Source organism: Actinobacillus succinogenes 130Z, from assembly GCF_000017245.1.
Classification (GTDB): Bacteria; Pseudomonadota; Gammaproteobacteria; order Enterobacterales; family Pasteurellaceae; genus Exercitatus; species Exercitatus succinogenes.
Window position 1 is genome coordinate 1,646,915 of the sequence record NC_009655.1, and the last position, 22,759, is coordinate 1,669,673.

Genomic DNA, 22,759 nt, shown 5'->3' on the forward strand with positions numbered 1-22,759 from the left:
TTGCGTTTCCTTTTTATTAAAGATGACTGAAAATATTAACAATCCCCTGATAAATTAAATCGCCGCCGAACAACAAAAAAATCAAGCCGGCAAAATTATCGATATATCGGGTATATTTTGTATAAAATTCACGTACTAACTTACGCGAAAAGAAAAAAGCAATCAGGCAAAAATACAGAAAGGTTTCAATTCCGAGCAAAAAAATCACGGCATAACTTTCCAAAGGTGACGTAATCTTAGCGGCAAAACCCGATAGCACACTGGTAAAAAACACCACCACTTTACCGTTACTCAAATTAATCAATAACCCTTTGCCGATTTCTTTTACCCAATTTGTGGCTTTTTCATGATGGTGGCCATTGATATGAAGCTGGGTATTTTTTGTGATTTGCACCATTTTGATGCCGGAATACGCCAAATAAGTCCCGCCCAAGCACATAATAATATAACTGGATAACGGCGTAATATTATTCAATACCGATAATCCGAAAATCGCGATGGTCGCCCAAAACCAAATACCGATACCGATTCCTGCCGCGCCGGCAATGGCATTAGGCGTCGTATCGCTTGCGGCTTTACGACTTACATAAAAAAAATCCGGACCGGGACTGGCAAGTCCCACTAAATTCACTAATAATACTGCCCACATAAATTACATTACCAACCAGACTGCCAATCGTAACACGATTACTGCATAAACCGCCGCCAGTACATCATCGATCATAATACCGAATCCGTTTTCCAGTTTTTGATCAAAAATTTTGATGGGATAAGGCTTTAAAATATCAAAAAAACGGAAAACCGCAAAAGCCGCCGCCCCCCAATACCAATTCAACACAGGCACTGCCGATAAACAGAGCCACACGCCCACAAATTCGTCCCACACGATAGAACCGGGATCGTGTACGCCCATGTCATCCGCCGTTTTTTGGCAGAGATAACAACCGGCGACAAAAGAAAGTGCGGTCAAAATTAAGAAAGAAATCGGCGTTAAAAATTGCAATAAAATTACGCCTATAACCGTTCCCAGCGCACTGCCCCAAGTGCCGGGGGCGGGATGAATTAAACCGGAACCAAAGCCCAATGCAAGAAAATGAACGGGATTAGTTAAACGAACACGTGATAAAGGATTATTAGATTCAGTCATAAGAAATATTAGGGTTTGTTTATCTTTCATAAACAAACCTTAATGAAAAACATTACGTTTCATACTACTACAAAGCGGATAGCCTTTCAAACGCCTATCCGCGTAAATTTTCGATTCAACGTTATAGCTTAGGAAAAATGTTCGAAGCTGGAAATTTGCAATTCCGCATTTTTGCCTTGCCGACGGAACTGAATAGGTCTTTCTTCGTTGGCGGCGACCATGCGACCGATGCAAGTGACAGACACCCCCAATTCATGAGAATATTGCGCCAGCAACGCTTTTTTATCCGACGGCACAGTGAAACATAGTTCATAATCCTCACCTCCCTGTAATGCTAACCGCTCCGCCTGTTCCCGCCCGTAACAACGAACCAGCGCATCGGAACAAGGCAACGCCTCCAAATCCACTATTGCATTTAGACGGCTTCGTTCTAGTATATGTCCGAGATCCCCCGCTAAACCGTCCGATAAATCCAACGCACAACGGGAAATTTGATGATGAGCCAAAGCTTGCCCTAATTGAATGCGCGGCGTCGGATGAAGATTACGTCGAATTAAAAAATCTTCGTCAAAATCGACCGCACTTTTTTGTCCGTGAAACAAATCGGAAAGCAAATGAAAACCGGCAAGCCCGTCGCCCAATGTACCCGATACATAAATCTCGTCCCCTTCCTGCGCCTGATGGCGACAAAGTGCGGCGGATTTTTCCACAAATCCGTGCGCCGTAATGGTGACGCTCGTCACGGCACCGCCAGTGGTATCGCCGCCGATTAACTGCACTTGATGTGCATTTAACAGCTCGAACATTCCTCGCGAAAACTCCGCCAACCAATCTTCATCCGCCTGCGGTAAAGTTAACGCCAAGGAAATCCAAGCCGGTTCCGCGCCCATCGCCGCTAAATCGCTCAAATTCGTCGCCACCGCTTTATAACCCAAATCGTAAGGTGCAATATTCGGATAAAAATGCGAATTTTCCACCATGGTATCCGTCGTCACCACCAGCGTTTTCTCCGGCGGAACAGTCAACATCGCGCAATCGTCACCAATCGCCAACACCACATCCGCCCGCTGCACGGCTTGCGGTTGCTCAAAAAACTGATGAATAAGGTTAAATTCTGAGGGCATATTTTCTCGAATCCCATAAAAGACGAAAACCCGATTCTAATCGCCAGCAACCGGGTTTTCAATGGTTATGCTCGATAGGTGCATAAAATTTTGACTAAATAACACGGATTTTTCCGTTTATGTTTAAAACAAATCCTTCACGCTTAAAATAAAACGGTGGACTTACAAGTCCACCTACAGAGATCAATTATTTGCGTCCGAGAGCCGGTGCGATTTTATCTAATACACCGTTGATGTATTTATGGCTGTCTTCCGCGCCGAAGGTTTTTGCCAGTTCGATCGCTTCGTTGATAGCAACTTTATAAGGCACGTCCGGTTCGTATTTCAGTTCGTAAGTCGCCAGGCGCAGCACCGCTTTTTCGATAGGCGTTAATTCCTCTGATGTGCGGTCTAAAAACGGCGCGATTGTGACGTCTACCGATTCCAAGTAAGTGACCGTATTACGGAATAATTTACGAAAATAAGGTGTGTCCACCCCTTTCATATCCTGTTCGGTGATGAAACTTAATTCGATTTCCGTCGCGTCATTGTTGGACACCGCCCAAGAATATAATGCCTGAACGGCACATTCGCGCGCACGACGACGAGGTGAGACTTTTTTCTTTTGTTCTGCCATGTTTACGCCGCTTTGATTTGATTTAACAGATTCACCATTTCCAGCGCGACCATTGCCGCTTCCGCGCCTTTGTTGCCCGCTTTAGTGCCGGCACGTTCAATGGCTTGTTCGATGTTTTCCGTAGTCAGCACGCCGAATGCGACCGGAATGTCGGCGTTCAACGAAACATTGCCCAATCCGCTGCTCGCTTCACCCGCTACGTATTCAAAATGCGCCGTGCCGCCGCGGATTACCGTACCCAACGCGACGATTGCGTCAAATTTTTGGGTATCCGCCAAGCGACGCACCGCTAGCGGTAATTCGTATGCGCCCGGCACTTTTACCAAGGTGATGTTTTCGTCCTTCACTTCGCCCACGCGTTTTAAGGCATCAACGGCACCATCGACTAAACTATCGTTGATGAAATGATTAAAACGCGCAACCACTACGGCAATTTTAGCTTCCGGTGCGGCAAGTTTACCTTCTAAAATTTTCATATTCTGTCCTTTGTTCTCAAATGGGATAATTAGGGCTGGATTCTATCATAAAAAAATAGCGCTATCAGCAGTTATCTTCGCTGTGCTGTGTTTGCCGGCAAAGATTATTGCCAAGCCTGTAAATTTGGGGTTACAACTTAAAAAATTCCGGTTAAAATAACCGCACTTTAACATTCTATAAGGAACCGTTTTATGCGTAATAAAACTTTCGGCAGCGCCTTAATCGTTGCCGGCACCACCATCGGCGCAGGTATGGTATCCATGCCGCTGACATCGGCGGGCATGGGCTTCAGTTTTACGTTATTGCTTTTATTGATTCTTTGGGCGTTGCTTTCTTACAGCGCGTTGCTCTTTGTAGAAGTGTATCAAAAAGCGGAACGTCGCGACGCCGGTATCGCTACGCTGGCGGAACAATATTTCGGCATGGTCGGACGCTCATTGGCGACTATCGCGCTCGTGGTATTTATGTTTGCCATTCTAACGGTTTACGTTTTAATGAGCAGCGATTTGATTTCAACCGTACTGCCTTCTTTGCGGGCATACGGCAAAGAAATTTCCGTTATTTTCACTGTCTTCTTCGGTATTTTTATCGTTGCCGGCACCGGTAAAGTGGATTTGGCAACCCGTATGCTGTTCATTGCCAAATTAGCGGCGTTAGTGGTATTACTGTTCTTTATGCTGCCTAAAGTCACTATGGAAAATCTGATGGCTCTGCCGTTGGATAAAGCGTTGTTGATTTCCGCCAGTCCTTATTTTTTCACCTCGTTCGGTTTCCATGTTGTCATTCCAAGTATCAACAGTTACCTTGAAGGCGACATTAAACGCTTGCGCATTGCCATTTTAGGCGGCACCGCGTTACCTCTGTCCATCTACATTTTATGGCAAATGGCGACCCACGGCGTGCTGAGTCAATCGGAGTTTGTGCAGATTTTAAATGACGATCCGACGTTAGGCGGTTTAGTCACTGCCGTCACCCAAATTACCGGTAGCGAAATGATCGGCTGGTCCGTGCGTTTATTCTCATTATTCGCCTTAACGACGTCATTTTTAGGTGTGGCACTGGCGCTGTTCGACTGCTTAGACGATTTACTCAAACGCATCAATATCCGGGCGGGACGCGTCGCCTTAGGTATGTTCACTTTTCTGCCGACCCTGTTTTTTGCCTTATTCTACCGTGATTTCCTTGCCGTGTTGGCGTTGGCCGGTCAAATGTTCACTTTCTACGGCTTAGTATTGCCGGTGGGGATGGCTTGGCTGGCGCGTAAACGCTATCCCGATTTGCCTTATCGTGTAAAAGGCGGCAACCTCACCCTGTTCTTCGCGCTGATTCTCGGCTTGCTCATTATGAACGTACCGTTCTTAATCGATATGGGTTATCTACCGAAAGTTATCGGGTAACCTTTTTCAGAGCCTCAATCCTGGTTGAGGCTTTTTTATTATCTGCAACTTATAAAAAAACATGGGATTTTTTGACCGCACTTTTCCGATCCGCTACAATCCCGAACAATCCTTTTGGCTTTTAAGGAATGCCTATGCTTTCACTTTCCGCTTTTGAACCGCAGCTCAATCAACTCGCCGCAACTTTAACAGCGCAATTTCCCGAACGCTTTCCCGCAAATTTTGCCGCGCGTCATGCCAACACCCCTCTTATCCTGCAAAGTATCGCCATGTCGGATTTCGTGACAAAAGTATGGCAAAATCAACCGCACTTTTTAGCCGAATGCTGGCAGACCATCCCGACTTTGGCGGATTGTACACAATATTCCGAACGGTTATCAATCCGGCTTGCGCAGGCGGAAACGGAAGAACAGCTTTACCGGCTTTTACGTCGGTTCCGCAATCGTGAAATGACGAAGCTCAGTATGTGTCAAACCCTGAATCTCGGTAGCGTAGAAGAAATTTTTATTCGTTTGTCTCAGTTAGCGGAAAGCCTGATTATCGGTGCACGGGATTGGCTTTATATTCGAGCTTGCAAGGAAATGGGCACACCGACGGATCAAAACGGTCAGCCGCAACAGCTTTATATTTTAGGCATGGGCAAGCTAGGCGGTTGCGAATTAAATTTTTCTTCCGATATCGATCTCATCTTCACGTATCCGGAAAACGGGGAAACCCAAGGCGCGCGCCGTTCGGTAGATAACCAACGGTTTTTCACCCGTCTCGGACAACGTTTAATTAACGCGTTAGATCAATTTACTGCCGACGGTTTCGTTTACCGCACGGATATGCGCCTTCGTCCTTTCGGCGACAGCGGCGCACTGGCACTGAGTTTTGCCGCTATGGAAACCTATTATCAGGAACAAGGGCGGGATTGGGAACGTTACGCGATGATCAAAGGCCGAATTCTGGGGGCGGATGAAAAAGATCCGAATGTTCATGCTTTGCGCCAAATGCTTCGCCCGTTTATTTATCGTCGCTATATCGATTTCAGCGTGATTCAATCTTTACGGGAAATGAAAGGTAAAATCGAGCGGGAAGTTCGCCGTCGCGGGTTGGTGGATAATATCAAATTAGGCGCCGGCGGTATTCGCGAAATCGAGTTTATCGTACAGGTTTTCCAGCTGATTCGCGGCGGAAGAGAAGTGACCTTACAACAGCATGCCTTATTGAATCTGCTGCCCGAAATTGAAAAGCTGCAACTGCTATCATTCCAACAACGTCAAGACTTAACTCAAGCCTATTTGTTCTTGCGTCGGGTGGAAAATGTCTTGCAGGCAATCGATGATAAACAAACTCAACTATTACCGACGGAAGAGTTGAATCGCCAACGTCTGATTGCGGCCACAGCGGAATTTACCCAATGGGACGAAAATCGATCAGCCGCCGTTATGCGATACCCCATTCACGACTGGCAAAGTTTTTACATCGTTTTGCAGCAACAGCAGCAAAAAGTGCGGTCGGTTTTCGACCAATTAATCGGTGATGAGAACGAAACGGAATCCGGCGAAGAAAATAGCAGCTGGGTGGATTTTCTGGAAATCGATAACGATGAAATCATGTCGATCCTGGCGGAAAATCACCTTGCCGAAAGCGATATGAACGAAGTGTGTGAAAAATTGATTCGGTTTAAAGACAGCCTGGCGCACCGCCCTATCGGCACGCGCGGGCGAGAAGTATTAACTCAATGGTTACCCTATTTGCTGACGCGAATTTTTGCGCATCCGTCCTATCTTATTTTACTGCCGCGAATTCTGAATATTGTCGAGAAAATCGTTACCCGTACCACTTATTTGGAATTATTACAGGAAAATCCGCAAGCTTTAGAACAACTGATTGAACTTTGTTCACAATCTCAAATGATTGCCGAACAAATGGCGCGTCATCCGATTTTACTGGATGAGTTGTTAGATCGCAAAGCCTTGCTGAATCTGCCGTCGTTCGAAAATTACCCGGCTGAATTACAGCAATATTTATTACGCCTGCCTGAAGACGACGAAGAACAATACATCAACGCCCTGCGTCAATTCAAACAAACCACGTTATTGCGTGTCGCCGCCGCGGATATTTTAGGCGTATTACCGGTAATGAAAGTCAGCGATCACCTCACTTATTTGGCGGAAGCCATTATTGCGGCAGTAGTCAATCTGGCTTGGCAACAAATTACGGCACGCTTCGGCGTTCCGGAACATTTAAATGAAGGTGAAAAAGGTTTTTTGGTGATCGGATACGGCAAACTCGGCGGTATCGAATTAGGATATAAATCCGATTTGGATTTGGTTTGTCTGTACGATGCCAGCGAAGGTTATACGATCGGCGGCAGAAAACAAATTGATATTAATCAGTTCTATCTTCGTCTGACACAAAAAATCGTCAGCATTTTCAGCATGAACACCAGTGCCGGAATTCTCTATGAAGTGGATATGCGTCTGCGCCCTTCCGGTGAAGCCGGAATATTATGCAGTTCATTGAAAGCATTCGAACATTATCAGCATAATGATGCCTGGACATGGGAAACTCAAGCTCTGGTTCGCGCCCGTGCGGTTTACGGCGAAACGAATATGCGCCGTGAATTTGATCGTATCCGGCAAGGCGTGTTGTCCGCAAATCGTGATTTGGATAAACTCAAAACCGATGTGCGGGAAATGCGTGAAAAAATGTATTTACATTTAGCAAACACGAATAAAACCCTTTTCAATATTAAAACCGATCCGGGCGGTATTACCGATATTGAATTCATCGCGCAATATCTTGTTCTCGCTAACGCGCCGCAAAATATCGATCTGGCTTATTGGTCGGATAACGTACGAATTTTTGACGTGATGGCAAGTAACAATATTATGTCGCTGGATATGGCGGAGAATCTGAAAGACTGTTATACCGTTTTACGCAACCGAATTCATCATTTAAATTTGCTTGGCGAACCAAGCGTTGTACCCGCAGCCGAATTCACGGAAGTGCGGTCATTTATTCAACAGCTTTGGAAACAATTGTTCGCATAAAAAAGGAGGAAACCTCCTCCCTCTTTTTTCATTTGAATTTATCGCATCAAACTATTTGATGATACGCAAATGTGAGGCGGATTTCTTACCCGATGACGTTTTTTTCGGTGCAGATTTTTCTTTCTGTTTTTCCGCCGCACTTCTTTGCGGTAGAATTTGCGTTTTATCCAATTCATCATAAACCGGTTCGGGTTCAAACATTACACCGTCACCGTTTTCACGAGCGTAAATGGCCATTGCCGCGCCCATCGGAATATATAAATTACGGGAAATGCCTTGAAAACGCGCACTAAATTCAATCGCGTCATTACCTAATGCCAGATTACCCACCGCACCTTCCGAAAGATTCAGTACGATCTGCCCGTCTTTAACATATTCCTGCGGTACATCTACACCGTAATAAGTGGCGTCAACCACAAGATAAGGGGTAAAGCCGTTGTCCAGCACCCAATCGTAATAAGCGCGCAACAGATAAGGACGCTTAGGTGAAGAATTAAATTCCATTATTTATCATCCATTAAATTTTTCGGCGCCACACTACCGATAGACTGCATGAAAGAATCGCGGGTAAAAATACGTTCCATATAACCTTTCAACGCTTTACTGCCTGCGCCGGTAAATTCCACCCCTAACTCTTTTAATTTCCAAAGCAACGGCGCGATATAACAGTCAACCAAACCGAATTCGTCGTTCATAAAATATGAATATTGGTTAAAAATCGGAGCAATGGCTAAAAACTCCTCTTTTAGGTGTTTTAACGCTTCCGTACGTTCCGCTCCCGTACCTTTTTCCGCTTTTTCGAGCGTAGGATACCAATCCTGCTCAATACGCATCATCAGCAAACGTTTTTTACCGCGGTCAACCGGATAAACCGGCATTAACGGCGGATGAGGAAAACGTTCGTCTAAATATTCCATAATAATGCGCGAATTATAAAGTACCAGATCGCGATCAACTAATGTTGGCAACGAACCGTAAGGATTTAATTCCATTAATTCTTCAGATACAGCTTGGGGATCGACATTTTCCGTTTCGTAAGCAACACCTTTTTCTGCTAAAACTATACGTACCTGATGGCAATAAATATCCGATTTATTAGAAAAAAGTGTCATTACTGAACGTTTATTTGCCGCACTGGTCATCTATTCCTCCGCTGACGATATACAAATAAGTTAACAGCCTCTTTTCGGCCGTTCTGAAATTAAGTTAAAAAATATCTTGCTATTTTAGCATAAACTGCTAATCGATTTCCAAATTCTCTAAGCTTTTTTTAGGTTTATCGCCACTTAAAAAGCAAAAAAATTGCAGCCTTCCGACTGCAATTTCTTGAAATATAAACGCAATAAAAAAATTAACGTTTTGAGTATTGCGGACGACGACGGGCTTTGTGTAAACCCACTTTTTTACGTTCGACACGACGAGCATCGCGGGTGACGAAACCTGCTGCGCGTAATGCCGGACGTAAAGACTCGTCATATTCCATTAATGCACGTGTGATACCGTGACGGATCGCACCTGCCTGACCTGAAATACCACCGCCTTTAACTGTGATGTAAAGGTCTAATTTATCAGTTAATTCAACCAACTCTAAAGGCTGACGAACGATCATACGTGAAGTTTCACGACCGAAGTACACTTCTAAAGAACGTTGGTTAATGGTGATTTTACCATTGCCCGGTTTGATAAATACACGAGCTGAAGAGCTTTTGCGGCGACCTGTGCCGTAGTTTTGATTTGCTGCTGTCATTTTTCTGCTCCGTGATTAGATATCTAAAACTTGTGGTTGTTGCGCAGTGTGTTCATGTTGTGCACCTGCGTATACTTTCAGTTTACGGAACATTGCACGGCCTAAAGGACCTTTCGGCAACATACCTTTAACTGCAATCTCAATCACTGCTTCCGGACGGCGAGCAATCATTTCTTTAAAAGTCGCTTGTTTGATACCACCTACATAGCCTGTGTGCCAGTAGTAAACTTTATCGGTTTCTTTACGACCCGTCACTGCAACTTTATCCGCATTGATAACGATGATGTAATCACCGGTATCTACGTGCGGAGTGTACTCTGCTTTATGTTTACCACGAAGACGACGCGCTAATTCGGTTGCCAAACGACCTAACGTTTTACCTGTCGCATCTACTACATACCAGTCACGTTTAACTGTTTCCGGTTTTGCTACAAAAGTTTTCATTAATTTAATTACCAATATTAAATACTAATACCCAGTACTCTCACGAGTACAACCATTGATCTTAATCAACACCCCTTCGAGTGTGATCTCGACAAAATAATGGGCGGTGGGAAAACCGCACCATTCACAGGGTCGCGTGATTATACATAAAACTTCCCGCCAATGCTAGCCATAAAATGAACAAATTGGAAAAGTGCGGTCGGAATTTACTGAGTTTTTAACGGTTGCAATAACAAAAAACATCGACGGAGAAAAAATGAATCTCCCGATATTCTCAATCGGCATCCGACAAAAAAAGCCGCCCATTGAGCGACTTATTTACGTTTTGAATTTGGTGCTTCGAGCGAGACTCGAACTCGCACATCCTAAGGACACTGCCACCTGAAGACAGCGTGTCTACCAATTCCACCATCGAAGCGTACGCCGCGCATTTTATAAGGGATTGGAAAAGCTGGCAAGTAGTTTTTCCATAAAATTCACGTTTTTTCAAAATTACAAACAATGATCGAAATAACATCACACAGGGTTAATTTGATTCTTATGCTACCAATCACACCGATTATCTGCCGATAAAGATCAAAAAAACACTTCCTTTTCCTTTAAAAATCGTTATGATATGCCCACTTCAAAACGCGGTAAATTTCGACCGCACTTTGGAGACTATCTCATCCAACGTCCTTAATTCCTGTTGGGGAAAGATAAAAAAGCTGAAACGCTTTTTTTAATAAGTAGCGAGTCAAATGCCCCATGGCATCCTATCTTCCAGGATAGGAAAGCTCAGGCTTCCCGCAAGGCACCCGACTTATTTTTTTCACCTCACGTAGAAGGTTTATTTCGAAAATGACAATTACCACGCCTATTCAAGCCGTTCTTGCTTCCAACCAACATTTTTTAGATCGCCAAGATGCAATGGAATCCAACGTTCGCAGTTATCCGCGCAAACTACCTTTTGCCTATGCCAAAGCGCACGGTTGCTGGGTAACGGATGTTGAAGGAAACGAATATCTCGACTTTTTAGCCGGCGCAGGCACATTGGCATTAGGGCATAATCACCCGGTATTAATGCAATCCATTAAAGACGTGTTAGACAGCGGTTTACCGCTGCATACGCTGGATTTAACCACACCGATAAAAGACGCTTTCACTGAAGAATTATTGTCGTTCTTCCCGAAAGATCAATATCTTTTACAATTTACCGGTCCGTCCGGCGCCGACGCCAACGAAGCGGCGATTAAGTTAGCCAAAACCTATACCGGTCGCGGCAATATCATCGCCTTTTCCGGCGGCTTCCACGGCATGACCCACGGCGCATTATCCTTAACCGGTAATTTAGGTGCGAAAAACGCAGTACAAAATCTGATGCCGGGCGTGCAATTTATGCCCTATCCCCACGAATACCGTTGCCCGTTCGGTATCGGCGGCGAAGCGGGTGCCAAAGCGGTCGAACGCTATTTTGAAAATTTCATTGAAGACGTCGAAAGCGGCGTAGTTAAACCGGCAGCCGTGATCTTAGAAGCTATTCAGGGTGAAGGCGGCGTAGTGCCGGCACCGATTTCGTTCTTACAAAAAGTCCGTGAAGTCACGAAAAAACACGGTATTTTAATGATTGTAGACGAAGTGCAGGCCGGTTTCTGCCGCAGCGGCAAAATGTTCGCCTTCGAACACGCCGGTATCGAGCCGGATATCGTGGTAATGTCCAAAGCTATCGGCGGTAGCTTACCGTTAGCGGTTTTGGCTATCCGTAAAGAATTCGATGCCTGGCAGCCCGCCGGTCACACCGGCACCTTCCGCGGCAACCAATTAGCCATGGCGACGGGTTATGCTTCCCTGAAAATCATGCGTAAAGAAAATCTGGCGCAAAATGCACAGGAACGCGGCGAATACTTAACTCGCGCCCTACGCGAATTAAGCAAAACTTACCCTTGCATCGGTAACGTGCGCGGACGCGGTTTAATGATGGGTATCGACATTGTGGACGAACGCCGACCGGCCGACAGCACCGGCGCTTATCCGCAGGATGCCGAATTAGCCGTCGTGATTCAAAAAGCCTGTTTCGACAATAAATTATTGTTAGAACGCGGCGGACGCAGCGGCAACGTCGTGCGCATCCTTTGCGCGGTGAATATCTCGCAATCCGAATGCGAAGAATTCATTAAACGTTTCAAACAATCCGTCGCGGAGGCGTTAAAAGCGGTACGCGGTTAATAAAAAGTGCGGTCGAATTCTGCAAAGTTTTGGGGGAATTTAACCGCTTGTAGGATGGGCATACCTGCCCGCCAACAATCTAGATAAATCTTGTAGGGTGGGCATGCTTGCCCACCAATAATCTATATAAAAATGGTGGGCTAGCAAGCCCACCCTACGGAATAAAATATGGCAGATATTTCAAAACACAGACAGGCGCTTTTTTGTAACGATCCGCAATCTATCGCCGATTATGAATCGGCAATGAACGACGCGGTGAACGCGGTTTCTAACTGGCTGAAAAACGAAAAAATGTACACCGGCGGTTCTATTAAAGAATTACGCGAAACCATCGGTGGTTTTCACCCGAGTAAAAACGGTGCCGGCGTGCAAAAATCACTGGACCATTTGGTAGAAATCTTTCTGAATCCGAGTTTGAAAGTTCATCATCCTCACTCCCTTGCGCATTTGCACTGCCCGACGATGGTAACCAGCCAAATCGCGGAAGTGTTGATCAACGCCACCAATCAATCCATGGACTCCTGGGATCAAAGCCCGGCAGGCTCTATTATGGAAGAGCATTTAGTCGACTGGCTTCGCCAAAAAGTCGGTTACGGCAAAGGAACATCCGGCGTATTCACCTCGGGCGGTACGCAATCCAATCTGATGGGCGTGTTACTGGCACGTGACTGGGCAGTGGCGAATCATTGGAAAAACCAAGACGGCACGGAATGGTCGATTCAGCGTGACGGCCTGCCGGCGGACGCATTAAAAAAAGTCAAAGTCGTCTGTTCTGAAAACGCGCACTTTTCCGTACAAAAAAATATGGCGATGATGGGCATGGGGTTTCAGTCCGTGGTCACCGTTCCGACCAATTCCAATGCGCAAATGGATATTGTCGAGCTTGAAAAAACGCTTAATCAACTGAAAGCGGAAGGCAAAATCGTTGCTTGCATCGTCGCCACCGCAGGCACAACCGATGCCGGCGCAATTGACGATTTAAAAGCAATCCGCAAACTGGCTGACGAATACCAAGCCTGGTTGCATGTAGATGCCGCTTGGGGCGGTGCGTTGCTGTTATCGAAAGAATACCGTCATTTGCTAGACGGCATCGAATTAACGGATTCCGTCACGCTGGATTTTCACAAGCACTTTTTCCAAACTATTTCCTGCGGTGCGTTTTTATTGAAAGATCCGGAAAATTACCGTTTTATCGACTATAAAGCGGATTACCTTAATTCCGAATACGACGAACAACACGGCGTGCCGAATCTGGTGTCTAAATCCCTGCAAACCACCCGCCGTTTCGACGCCTTGAAATTGTGGTTTACGGTGGAAGCCCTAGGCGAAGATTTATATGCGTCCATGATCGACCACGGCGTAAAACTCACTAAGCAGGTGGAACAATACATCAATGCCGCCGAAGGTTTGGAAATGCTGGTGCCGACTCAATTTGCCGCCGTACTGTTCCGCGTTAATCCGCAAGGTTATCCGGCGGAATTTGTGGACGCATTGAATCAAAACGTAGCGGACGAACTGTTTGCCCGCGGTGAAGCCAATATCGGCGTCACCAAAGTGGGCGACAAACAATCGCTCAAAATGACGACATTAAGCCCTATCGCAACGCTAGAAAACGTAAAAACATTGCTGGATTTAGTATTAACCGAAGCGAATCGCATTAAAGATACCATCGCCGACGGCACATACGTCCCGCCCATTGATTAAAAACGCGCAATAAAAACTCGTCAAAAAACGACCGCACTTTTCCGGAAAACGCCCGTGAAAGTGCGGTCGTTTTATTTTTCGTTTTGCAGAAATGTGATCTACCGCAAATAACGCACAAGTCAGACAAGACAAATGCCGATTTTCCCGCTATGATAAAACAAAAAGAAAAAGGAGTGATTTATGCAAACCTGGACAACTGAAATGTGGCAAGCGGCGGGCATCGGACTTGGCGTAGGAATTGTCATCACCTATTTCATTTTGCGCCTTACCAAAGGTTCTGTGAAAAAACAGGCGCAAACCGAAAAAGAATTACAGCAAGCGCAATCCGCTCTGCATAAACAGGAAGAATTATTGGAGAAACACTTTGCGGAAAGTGCCGATTTATTTAAAGTGCTGGCGCAGGATTATCAGAAAATTTACCGTCATTTGGCGAAATCTTCCGACGAATTAATGCCGAACGCCAAAAACAAAGGTTTATTCCTGCAAAGTTTTATGAACTCCGATAAATCCACCGCCTCTGTTGATAAAGATCATCAACCGCGGGACTACTCAGAAGGGTCTTCCGGTTTGTTTAAAACGGAGCGTTAGCGATTCAGGAAAAGAGTTGGTATTTCACCGACTCTTTTTTATTACATGTCGAAAATTTGAAAAAAACACCCTAAAATCCGACCGCACTTTCCTCTTCAACGCAACACTAAATAATATTCAGATTCGCAATAATGCCGACAGGAGGCTTAGATGAAAAAGAACATATCTTTATGTTTAACGGCAATCATTGCCGCCGGTTTTACATATTCCGCCTCGGCGGACAATACAAAGGAGGCAAAAGTGGATCGCAGTATTCAGGTATATAAAAAAGCGGATTTGGTGCAATGGAACCGTGAAAAAACCGCCGGCGGCGAAGGCGAACTGCTGGGCAATTTCGCTTTCACCCGCCACCAAACGGACGCTCAGGACGCATTCAAAGAAATAGGTTGGCTGACCTTGCCGAAGGGCGCATCTATCGGGTTACACAAACACAATGACAACGAAGATGTTTACATTATTATCTCCGGCAAAGGATTGTTTACCGACGGAAACGGTAAACAAACGCAAGTCGAAGCCGGCGATATCACTATTGCCCGTCCGGGACAATCTCACGCCTTAAAAAATATCGGTGACGAACCTTTGGTGTTCCTTAATCCGGTGGCAAAACTGGCTGACCCACCGGCAAAATAATCGCAAAAACGATAAAAAACCAACCGCACTTTTTGCATTTACTTGACAATCTGCGTTCCGGCATTGGCATACTGACCAACGACAGAGCGCAGATTTTTTGTAATTGTGGAGCTAAGCTGAATGTTAACAAATTCTCGGTAGCGGTTCGTTAGCGGGTAAATCCAGTAAACGGGTTTGTCCGAAAATACCCGCCAAACGCACTTTTTTATCTTCCGTCACCGTGCCGATAACAGCGGCATTTTTGCCCAGTTCATGGCTGTGAAGTGCGGTCAGAATTTCCGCTGTTTTTTCAGGTTTGGCAACAATCACCAATTTGCCTTCATTGGCGAAATTCAACGCTTCCAGCCCGAGAATTTCACAAATGCCGCGTACTTCGCTGCGAACCGGTAACGCCGCTTCTTCAATCAGCATGCCCACCCCGCAAGCCTGCACATATTCATGCAAAACGGCATTCACGCCGCCGCGGGTGGCGTCGCGTACGGCTTTCACGCCGTCTATGGGACGAAGCAAGTCGATTAACGGCGTCAATACGGCGCAATCGCTTTGCAATTCCGACTGAATACCGAGATTTTCCCGCAAATTCAAAATCGTTGCGCCGTGATCGCCAATTGTGCCGCTGACGATAATTTGATCGCCTGGTTCAATGCGATGCGCACCCCAATCGAGCCGATCGGGAATCACGCCGATACCGCTGGTGTTAATAAAAATTTTATCCACCGCCCCTTTCTGCACCACTTTGGTGTCGCCCGTCACCACTTGAATGCCGGCTTTTCGGCAGGTTTCCGCCATGGCTTGAATCACGGTTTTTAATTCGCTTAAAGGCAACCCTTCTTCCAGAATAAATCCGCAGGATAAATATTTCGGCACCGCTCCGCTCACCGCCACATCATTTGCCGTACCGCAAACCGCTAATTTACCGATATTGCCGCCGGGAAAAAAAATCGGATCGATCACGAAACTGTCGGTAGAAAAGGCTAATTTTTGACCGCACTTTGTCAGCTCGTTTAACGGAATGCGGGCTTGGTCTTCACCTTGAACAAGAATGGGATTGTTAAAAGCTTCGAAAAAATATTCCCGAATCAGCTTTTGCATTGCCGCACCGCCGTTGCCGTGCGCCATCGTGATAAAATCAGTCATAAAGATCTCTTTGTGCTTGACTAGATTGGAATCATTGAGGCATACGGAAAAGCATGCCTCATCATATCGGGGATTTCGCTTATTCCCGTCGGTATTGATAATATGCGGCGCAAGCGCCTTCGGATGACACCATTAATGCGCCGTACGCGTTATCGGGGTTGCAACTCGTACCGAATAACGGGCAGTCGGCGGGTTTGCATTTGCCGGTCAGCACGTCGCCGCAACGGGAATTCGGATCGTCCGCCACTTTTTGCGCTCGGCTGTTAAAATAGATTTCCGCATCAAATTGCTGATATGCCGGTGTCAGTTCCACGCCGGATTCTTCAATTTCGCCCAAGCCGCGCCATTCGCTGCGGGCTTTCAATCGGAAAACTTCCGCCATGGCGCGTTGTGCCAAGCCATTGCCGTTCTCATGCACGATTCGTTTATATTGATTTTCGATTTCGCAACGCCCGTCCGCAAATTGCTGCACCAGCATCACGATAGCCTGCAGAATATCCAGCGGTTCAAATCCGGTGATGACAAAAGGTTTATGGAATTGATCGCACAACGCTTGATAAGGCTGCGAGCCGATTACCATGCTGACATGCCCCGGTGCGATAAAACCGTCTATTTTGATTTGTTCCTGCAACAGCAGGCTGCGCAAAGTGGGAACAATGGTGATATTCTGGCAAACCACAAAGAAATTCGACACATTCTGTTTTTTTGCCTGTTGCAACGTTACCGCCGCACTCGGCATGGTGGTTTCAAAGCCCAAAGAGAAAAACACCACTTGTTTATCCGGATTATTGCGCGCCAGAGTTAAAGCGTCCAACGGCGAATAAACAATGCGAACATCCGCTCCGCGCGCTTTGGCTTCCAGCAAGGAACCTTTACGGCCTTTCACCCGCATAGCGTCACCGAAGGTGCAGAAAATCACATGCGGTTTTTCCGCGATTTCGATACACACATCAATGCGCCCCATCGGCAATACGCACACCGGGCAACCGGGACCGTGAATAAATTCAATGGACGGCGGCAACAAACGATCCAAGCCGAATTTGAAGATGGTATGGGTATGCCCTCCGCACACTTCCATTAAATACAAAGGGTTTTCCGCCGTAAAGTGCGGTAGTTTTTCCATCAGTTTTTGCAGCCGGCGCACCAGGCTTTTCGCCAGTTTCGGATCGCGGAATTCGTCAACAAATCGCATGATTAATTTCTGCCCAGCCAGTCTAACCAATCCTGCATACCTTCACCTGTTGTAGATGAAAGTTGAATTACCTCGATATTCGGATTAATGCGTTTAGCATTTTCGATGCATTTGGCGACATCGAATTTCAGATACGGCAGCAGATCGATTTTGCTTAAAATCATCAAACCGGAGGCGGCAAACATATGCGGATATTTCAGCGGTTTGTCTTCGCCTTCCGTCACCGACAAAATCACCACTTTGGCTTTTTCGCCCAAATCGAATTCGGACGGACAAACCAAGTTACCGACGTTTTCGATAAACAGCACGGAATCCGCCTGCGGCTTCAATTTCATCAGCGCCTCGGCAATCATTTGAGCGTCCAAATGGCAGCCTTTGCCCGTATTCACCTGAATTGCCGGCACACCGGTTTCGCGGATGCGGTCGGCGTCGTTTTCCGTTTGCTGATCCCCTTCAATAACGTAACAAGTACGGTCATTTTTTAATGCGTTTAAGGTGGCGGTTAATAGCGTCGTTTTGCCGGAACCCGGGCTGGAAACCAGATTTAAGGTTAAAATACGATTCTTTTCAAAAAACTGACGGTTTATCTCCGCCAGTCGGTTATTTTTCCCCAACACGTCCTGCTCGACTTTAAGCAACCGTTTCTGATGTTCGTCTTGTTCTGTCGAATGAAAATGTGATTGTGAAAAGTTCGGTAATTTGACCGCACTTTGTTCGTGTGAATGGTGGTGCGAATGGGGCAATGCGCCGATACGGACTTGATCGGGGTGACCACAACCACAGGTTGTACACATAATACTCTCCCACGTTACAAACGTTGTTATAAAATTGTAAAAACAAAAACGGGGTTAGCATAACACTAACCCCATCAGATAGAATTGACCGAGATCAATTCCCTACTCATCAGCGGGGATTTCCGATTGACAATGCGGGCACTCCAGAAAATGTTTTTTATTGTTATGGACGATGTAATGTCCCATTTTCTTGGCTTTGGTATCGAGATAACCGACGTTATAACGGTTTTCGCCTACGTTTAACGGCACCCGTTCCACCACGTTAATTCCCGCGGATTTCATGGTTTCGATTTTCGCCGGATTATTGGTTAACAACCGAACAGCTTTCACCCCCAATTGTTCAAAAATATCGGCGCATACGGAAAAATTACGTTCGTCCGCTTTAAAACCGAGAGCCAGATTCGCTTCGATAGTGTCCATACCTTGATCCTGCAAAGCATAAGCACGAATTTTGTTAATCAAGCCGATGCCGCGGCCTTCTTCACGGTGATAAATCAACACGCCGCGCCCTTCCTCGCTGATTTGACGCAATGCTCTGGCAAGCTGGAAACCGCAATCGCATTTCAAACTGTGCAACGCGTCGCCGGTTAAACATTCGGAATGAATGCGGGCCAATACCGGCTGTCCGTCTTCCACATCGCCCATCACTAACGCAACATGCTCTTTTTTGGTGTCGGGAAACTCAAATCCCACAATTTTAAAAATACCGAATTCGGTCGGTAAAGTGGCTTCAGTCACACGCTGAATTTTTGCCATAGATAAATTCCTTATTCTGATTTTGCCGCACTAATGATAGAATGCAAACTTGATTAAAATACCATCATTAGGAAGCCGTATTTATGTTAAAACGCCTGTCATTATATACGTTTTTACTGTGTCTTGTGCCAATTTTTGTCTGGATTTTTTCCTGGAAATGGGCGGGAGATGCGCATCTCACCCAATTTGATCAGTTTCTTTATTGGCTGACGGAAACCGGCAGTTCGCCTTATGCCCTCATTACTTGCGGTGTGTTTGCCCTGCTTTTCGCTCCGATTTTCCCGAACCGTAAAAAATGGACGCTGGCGGTCATTGTCATGGCTCTCGCCACTTGCGTCACCCAAGGCATTAAAAGCGTGTCCAAAACCGTTTTTGCCGAACCTCGCCCTTTTGTTATCGAACTTGCAGAAAAATCCGGCGTTTCTACCGAATATTTCTATGATCACCCGCGTCAACAGCGGAAATTACTGGTAAATCAGTTCTATGCCGATAAATCCGAAACGCCGGCTTGGTTAAGCCGTCACCGCGAACATGAAACCGGCTACTCTTTTCCTTCCGGTCACACGATTTTCGCCGTCACCTGGCTGTTATTAGCGGTCGGTTTTACCGAAATCTACGGACGTTGCAAAACCAGCTCCAAAATCTTAGTAGCGACGACCTTCCTGTGGGCGTTATTAATGCTTGTCAGCCGTTTACGCCTCGGCATGCACCATCCCATCGATTTATTAGTCAGTTCCTTAATCGCCTGGATGATTAATTGCAGTGTTTTTTGGTATTTACGTAAAAAAGCGATCTTCGTCAAAGAATAAAGCGAAAAGTGCGGTTAAAATTTTCAAAATTTTTGCATAGGAGAAAGGTATGTTATACGGATTCGACATCGGCGGCACTAAGATAGAACTTGCCGTTTTCAATGAAAAATTAGAAAAACAGTACAGCGAACGCGTACCCACCCCGCAAAATAATTATGACGAGTGGTTATCCGTTATTGTCAGTCTGGTGCAAAAAGCCGACGCTAAATTCGGTTGTAAAGGCTCGGTAGGCTTAGGCTTGCCCGGTTTTGTCAACCGGGAAACGGGTATTGCCGAAATTACCAACATACGTGTTGCCGACAATAAACCGATTTTGAAGGATTTGTCCGAACGCTTAGAACGTGAGGTGCGGGCGGAAAACGATGCCAACTGTTTCGCACTTTCCGAAGCCTGGGATGAAGAAAATCACCAATATCCATTCGTGCTAGGATTAATTCTCGGCACCGGTTTCGGCGGCGGCCTGGTGTTCAACGGCAAAGTCCATTCGGGTAATATCGGCATGGCGGGAGAACTGGGCCATATTCAGTTGAATTATCACGCTTTAAAATTGCTCGGTTGGGATAAAGCGCCGATATATAAATGCGGTTGCGGTAATTCTGCCTGCTTAGACACTTATTTGTCCGGTCGCGGCTTCGAAATGCTGTATCGAGATTTACAGGGCGAATCGCTGCCCGCCAAACAGATTATCGAAAAATTTTACGCTGATGATAAAAGTGCGGTCGAATTTGTGAAACTTTTTGTGGAACTGGCGGCGATTTCCATCGGCAATATCATCACCGCGTTAGATCCCCATTTAATCGTGCTGGGCGGCGGTCTGTCCAATTTCGATTATCTTTACGACGCGTTACCGAAAGCGCTTCCTTGCCATTTGATGCGTAGTGCCAAAGTCCCTGTTATTAAAAAAGCCAAATACGGCGACTCCGGCGGCGTACGCGGTGCGACGGCGCTGTTTTTAACACGCTGATGATTTTTGTCAAAAGTGCGGTAAAAATTGACCGCACTTTTTTGTTTTTAGGCGTACAATATCTTTGTGGCAATTTGATTACGGAGGCAATCATGGCACAGAAAAATCTCAAACGGCAAGTCTTCGACTATGTGCTGACGCAGTACGGCTCCGAACCGGAATATTTATGGAAAACCTATCCCGATTACGCCGTTTTGCGTCATACGGATAACCGCAAATGGTATGCCATTGTGATGAATGTGCCGAAATCGAAACTCGGACTGAGCGGAACGGGAGCCATCGATATAATGAATATTAAATGTTCGCCGGAAATCCTCAGCACTTTTCTTGCCCAACAGGGGGTTCTGCCCGCCTATCATATGAATAAATCCCACTGGATGACTATTCGGCTTGACGGTTCGGTGGATAAAGACACGATTTTCTTTTTGCTTAACGGCAGTTTCGATTTAACCGCCACCCGCCAAGTGAAGAAAAAACTCGGTATCGCCCGTTATACGGAATGGATTGTGCCGGCCAACCCGAAATATTATGACGTAGAAAAAGAGCTGCGCGAAGGCGGCGAAATTATTTGGAAACAAAGCAATAATATTGCTGTGGACGATATTGTCTATATGTACGTCACCGCGCCGACGGCGGCAATCCGTTACAAATGTTTAGTGCTGGAAGTCAACATTCCTTATCAATTCCGGCATGATCGGCTGCAAATCAAACGAGTGATGAAAATCCGTTGTTTAAAAGAATACGATAAAAATCTTATTCCCCGCGTGAAAATGGCGGAATTCGGCGTTTCCGCCGTGCGCGGTCCCCGTCATATGCCTTATAGCTTAAAACGGGAAATTGAGGCATTAATCGGAGAACAAAAAGCATCATAACTCAAAGTGCGGTCAGAATTTCCGCTGTTTTTTGTGATCCCGCTCACAATTTTCATAAACTGTTTTGTTTTTTCAAAATAATCGGACTAAACTACAGACCCATTAGTCGGGGTGCCGCGTAAGCGGCTGAGATAACACCCGTGAACCTGATACAGCTAATACTGGCGTAGGAAACTAATTGCAGCCTCTTGAGCATAATTTGCGGCGGAATCGTTCTGCCCGCATGTCAAAGTCAACCGATTTTCTTTTCCTTTCGTCCTGTTGCTGTTTAACTTTATGCTGAAGACAAAAGGAACCTTATGCAATTCCGTTATTTATCCCTCGTGCGGCAGCAAGCGCCGCTGGAGCACTGCATTACCAATATCGTTGTCACTAACTTTTCTGCCAACGGCTTATTGGCTTTAGGCGCCTCACCCTTTATGTCCGCTATGCCGCAAGAAGTGACGGAAATCCAAAATTTCGCCCAAGCTTTATTAATTAATATCGGTACGCTGAATCAAAGCGATGTGGAAGCCATGTTAATCGCAGGCAAAGCCGCCAATCGTACGGGCGTGCCGGTGGTATTAGATCCCGTAGGTGCGGGCGCAACGCTCTTTCGCCGAAAAATCGTCGAACAATTTCTGGCTGAAATCAACTTTGCGGTCATTCGCGGTAATGCGGCGGAAATCGGCTTTTTAGCGGGAACGGACTGGCAAGGTAAAGGCGTGGACGCCGGTACCGGCGCCGATTCCGAAAATTTAAGCCGGCTCGCCCAAAGCGTTGCGCAAAAATATCGTTGTGTCGTCGCATTAAGCGGTGAAACCGATTTTATTAGTGACGGATTAAAAACCTACCAAATCTGTAACGGTACAAGGATGTTACCTAAAGTGACAGGGTCAGGATGTTTACTAGGTGCCGTGATCGCCGCATTTTTAGGCGTCAGCCCGCCGCAGGATTATTTTTCCGCCTGCACGGAAGCCTGCACGGTTTACGCAGTTGCCGGCGAACTTGCCGCTCAAGGGCTGAGCAACGAATACGGTAGTTTTGCGATGAATTTTATCAATCAGTTAGGGGCAATTCATGAAACCCGACTCGCCGATAAGGCACGAGTTCTCGCCCAACACGAATAAGGAGCA

Annotated in this window: 23 protein-coding genes, 1 tRNA gene and 1 riboswitch; of the genes, 10 read left to right on the forward strand and 14 right to left on the reverse strand. The window is 46.1% G+C overall.

Features of this window, described 5'->3' with window-relative positions; all coding sequences use genetic code 11:
- Window positions 1–16 precede the first annotated feature (16 nt).
- From ASUC_RS07715 to ribH, 5 genes are all read right to left on the reverse strand, one after another.
- Window positions 17–649, reverse strand: coding sequence for a LysE family transporter (locus ASUC_RS07715; RefSeq protein WP_012073219.1), 633 nt, complete (start codon window positions 647–649; stop codon window positions 17–19).
- Window positions 650–652: 3 nt separating this feature from the next.
- The gene (locus ASUC_RS07720) at window positions 653–1,147 is read right to left on the reverse strand and encodes a phosphatidylglycerophosphatase A family protein (RefSeq protein ID WP_041834788.1); all 495 of its coding nucleotides are present in this window, start codon (window positions 1,145–1,147) and stop codon (window positions 653–655) included.
- Window positions 1,148–1,275: 128 nt separating this feature from the next.
- The gene (gene thiL, locus ASUC_RS07725; RefSeq protein ID WP_012073221.1) at window positions 1,276–2,271 is read right to left on the reverse strand and encodes a thiamine-phosphate kinase; all 996 of its coding nucleotides are present in this window, start codon (window positions 2,269–2,271) and stop codon (window positions 1,276–1,278) included.
- A gap of 187 nt (window positions 2,272–2,458) precedes the next feature.
- Window positions 2,459–2,887 carry a transcription antitermination factor NusB gene (nusB, locus tag ASUC_RS07730; protein ID WP_012073222.1) on the reverse strand — a complete coding sequence of 143 codons (429 nt, stop codon included), beginning with the start codon at window positions 2,885–2,887 and terminating at the stop codon, window positions 2,459–2,461.
- Between the two features lie 2 nt (window positions 2,888–2,889).
- Window positions 2,890–3,363: a 6,7-dimethyl-8-ribityllumazine synthase gene (gene ribH, locus ASUC_RS07735; protein ID WP_012073223.1), complete on the reverse strand. Its 474-nt coding sequence runs from the start codon at window positions 3,361–3,363 to the stop codon at window positions 2,890–2,892.
- A gap of 192 nt (window positions 3,364–3,555) precedes the next feature.
- On the opposite strand from ribH, the gene ASUC_RS07740 reads away from it, so the two are divergent.
- Window positions 3,556–4,761 carry an aromatic amino acid transport family protein gene (locus tag ASUC_RS07740; protein ID WP_012073224.1) on the forward strand — a complete coding sequence of 402 codons (1,206 nt, stop codon included), beginning with the start codon at window positions 3,556–3,558 and terminating at the stop codon, window positions 4,759–4,761.
- A 134-nt stretch (window positions 4,762–4,895) separates the two neighbouring features.
- Window positions 4,896–7,802, forward strand: a complete 2,907-nt coding sequence (glnE, locus tag ASUC_RS07745) for a bifunctional [glutamate--ammonia ligase]-adenylyl-L-tyrosine phosphorylase/[glutamate--ammonia-ligase] adenylyltransferase (RefSeq protein WP_012073225.1) — start codon at window positions 4,896–4,898, stop codon at window positions 7,800–7,802.
- Window positions 7,803–7,853: 51 nt separating this feature from the next.
- On the opposite strand, the gene ASUC_RS07750 is transcribed toward glnE, so the two are convergent.
- From ASUC_RS07750 to ASUC_RS07770, 5 genes are all read right to left on the reverse strand, one after another.
- Window positions 7,854–8,306: a ClpXP protease specificity-enhancing factor gene (locus ASUC_RS07750; RefSeq protein ID WP_012073226.1), complete on the reverse strand. Its 453-nt coding sequence runs from the start codon at window positions 8,304–8,306 to the stop codon at window positions 7,854–7,856.
- On the reverse strand, window positions 8,306–8,944 hold the full coding sequence (gene sspA / locus ASUC_RS07755; protein WP_012073227.1) for a stringent starvation protein SspA: 639 nt from the start codon (window positions 8,942–8,944) through the stop codon (window positions 8,306–8,308). Before sspA ends, ASUC_RS07750 begins: the two co-directional genes overlap by 1 nt.
- A gap of 209 nt (window positions 8,945–9,153) precedes the next feature.
- Window positions 9,154–9,549 carry a 30S ribosomal protein S9 gene (gene rpsI / locus ASUC_RS07760; protein ID WP_012073228.1) on the reverse strand — a complete coding sequence of 132 codons (396 nt, stop codon included), beginning with the start codon at window positions 9,547–9,549 and terminating at the stop codon, window positions 9,154–9,156.
- Window positions 9,550–9,564: 15 nt separating this feature from the next.
- Entirely contained in the window at window positions 9,565–9,993 is a 429-nt protein-coding gene (gene rplM / locus ASUC_RS07765; protein ID WP_012073229.1) for a 50S ribosomal protein L13, read from the reverse strand.
- Window positions 9,994–10,325: 332 nt separating this feature from the next.
- A tRNA-Leu gene (locus ASUC_RS07770) sits at window positions 10,326–10,411 on the reverse strand.
- Between the two features lie 422 nt (window positions 10,412–10,833).
- On the opposite strand from ASUC_RS07770, the gene ASUC_RS07775 reads away from it, so the two are divergent.
- From ASUC_RS07775 to ASUC_RS07790, 4 genes are all read left to right on the forward strand, one after another.
- Entirely contained in the window at window positions 10,834–12,198 is a 1,365-nt protein-coding gene (locus tag ASUC_RS07775; protein WP_012073230.1) for a diaminobutyrate--2-oxoglutarate transaminase, read from the forward strand.
- 168 nt (window positions 12,199–12,366) lie between these two features.
- A complete protein-coding gene (gene ddc, locus ASUC_RS07780) occupies window positions 12,367–13,902 on the forward strand; it encodes an L-2,4-diaminobutyrate decarboxylase (protein ID WP_012073231.1) in 1,536 nt (511 codons plus the stop codon).
- 180 nt (window positions 13,903–14,082) lie between these two features.
- A complete protein-coding gene (locus ASUC_RS07785) occupies window positions 14,083–14,490 on the forward strand; it encodes a YhcB family protein (protein ID WP_012073232.1) in 408 nt (135 codons plus the stop codon).
- Between the two features lie 150 nt (window positions 14,491–14,640).
- Window positions 14,641–15,120 (forward strand): cupin domain-containing protein, encoded by a 480-nt coding sequence (locus tag ASUC_RS07790; protein WP_012073233.1) that lies wholly within the window; start codon window positions 14,641–14,643, stop codon window positions 15,118–15,120.
- 123 nt (window positions 15,121–15,243) lie between these two features.
- On the opposite strand, the gene hypE is transcribed toward ASUC_RS07790, so the two are convergent.
- From hypE to ribA, 4 genes are all read right to left on the reverse strand, one after another.
- The gene (gene hypE, locus ASUC_RS07795; protein ID WP_012073234.1) at window positions 15,244–16,257 is read right to left on the reverse strand and encodes a hydrogenase expression/formation protein HypE; all 1,014 of its coding nucleotides are present in this window, start codon (window positions 16,255–16,257) and stop codon (window positions 15,244–15,246) included.
- A 79-nt stretch (window positions 16,258–16,336) separates the two neighbouring features.
- Entirely contained in the window at window positions 16,337–17,449 is a 1,113-nt protein-coding gene (hypD, locus tag ASUC_RS07800) for a hydrogenase formation protein HypD (RefSeq protein ID WP_012073235.1), read from the reverse strand.
- A gap of 2 nt (window positions 17,450–17,451) precedes the next feature.
- Window positions 17,452–18,243 (reverse strand): hydrogenase nickel incorporation protein HypB, encoded by a 792-nt coding sequence (gene hypB, locus ASUC_RS07805; protein ID WP_012073236.1) that lies wholly within the window; start codon window positions 18,241–18,243, stop codon window positions 17,452–17,454.
- A 102-nt stretch (window positions 18,244–18,345) separates the two neighbouring features.
- Window positions 18,346–18,999 (reverse strand): GTP cyclohydrolase II, encoded by a 654-nt coding sequence (gene ribA, locus ASUC_RS07810; RefSeq protein WP_012073237.1) that lies wholly within the window; start codon window positions 18,997–18,999, stop codon window positions 18,346–18,348.
- An 83-nt stretch (window positions 19,000–19,082) separates the two neighbouring features.
- Here ribA and ASUC_RS07815 point away from each other — a divergent pair, with 83 nt between their 5' ends.
- The 4 genes from ASUC_RS07815 (at window position 19,083) to thiM (ending at window position 22,753) form a co-directional block, all read left to right on the forward strand.
- A complete protein-coding gene (locus tag ASUC_RS07815) occupies window positions 19,083–19,808 on the forward strand; it encodes a phosphatase PAP2 family protein (protein WP_012073238.1) in 726 nt (241 codons plus the stop codon).
- Between the two features lie 49 nt (window positions 19,809–19,857).
- Window positions 19,858–20,772: an N-acetylglucosamine kinase gene (nagK, locus tag ASUC_RS07820; RefSeq protein WP_012073239.1), complete on the forward strand. Its 915-nt coding sequence runs from the start codon at window positions 19,858–19,860 to the stop codon at window positions 20,770–20,772.
- 92 nt (window positions 20,773–20,864) lie between these two features.
- The gene (locus ASUC_RS07825) at window positions 20,865–21,644 is read left to right on the forward strand and encodes an MmcQ/YjbR family DNA-binding protein (RefSeq protein ID WP_041834790.1); all 780 of its coding nucleotides are present in this window, start codon (window positions 20,865–20,867) and stop codon (window positions 21,642–21,644) included.
- Window positions 21,645–21,741: 97 nt separating this feature from the next.
- A riboswitch (TPP riboswitch) is annotated at window positions 21,742–21,834 on the forward strand.
- A 109-nt stretch (window positions 21,835–21,943) separates the two neighbouring features.
- Window positions 21,944–22,753, forward strand: coding sequence for a hydroxyethylthiazole kinase (thiM, locus tag ASUC_RS07830; RefSeq protein ID WP_012073241.1), 810 nt, complete (start codon window positions 21,944–21,946; stop codon window positions 22,751–22,753).
- Window positions 22,754–22,759 lie beyond the last annotated feature (6 nt).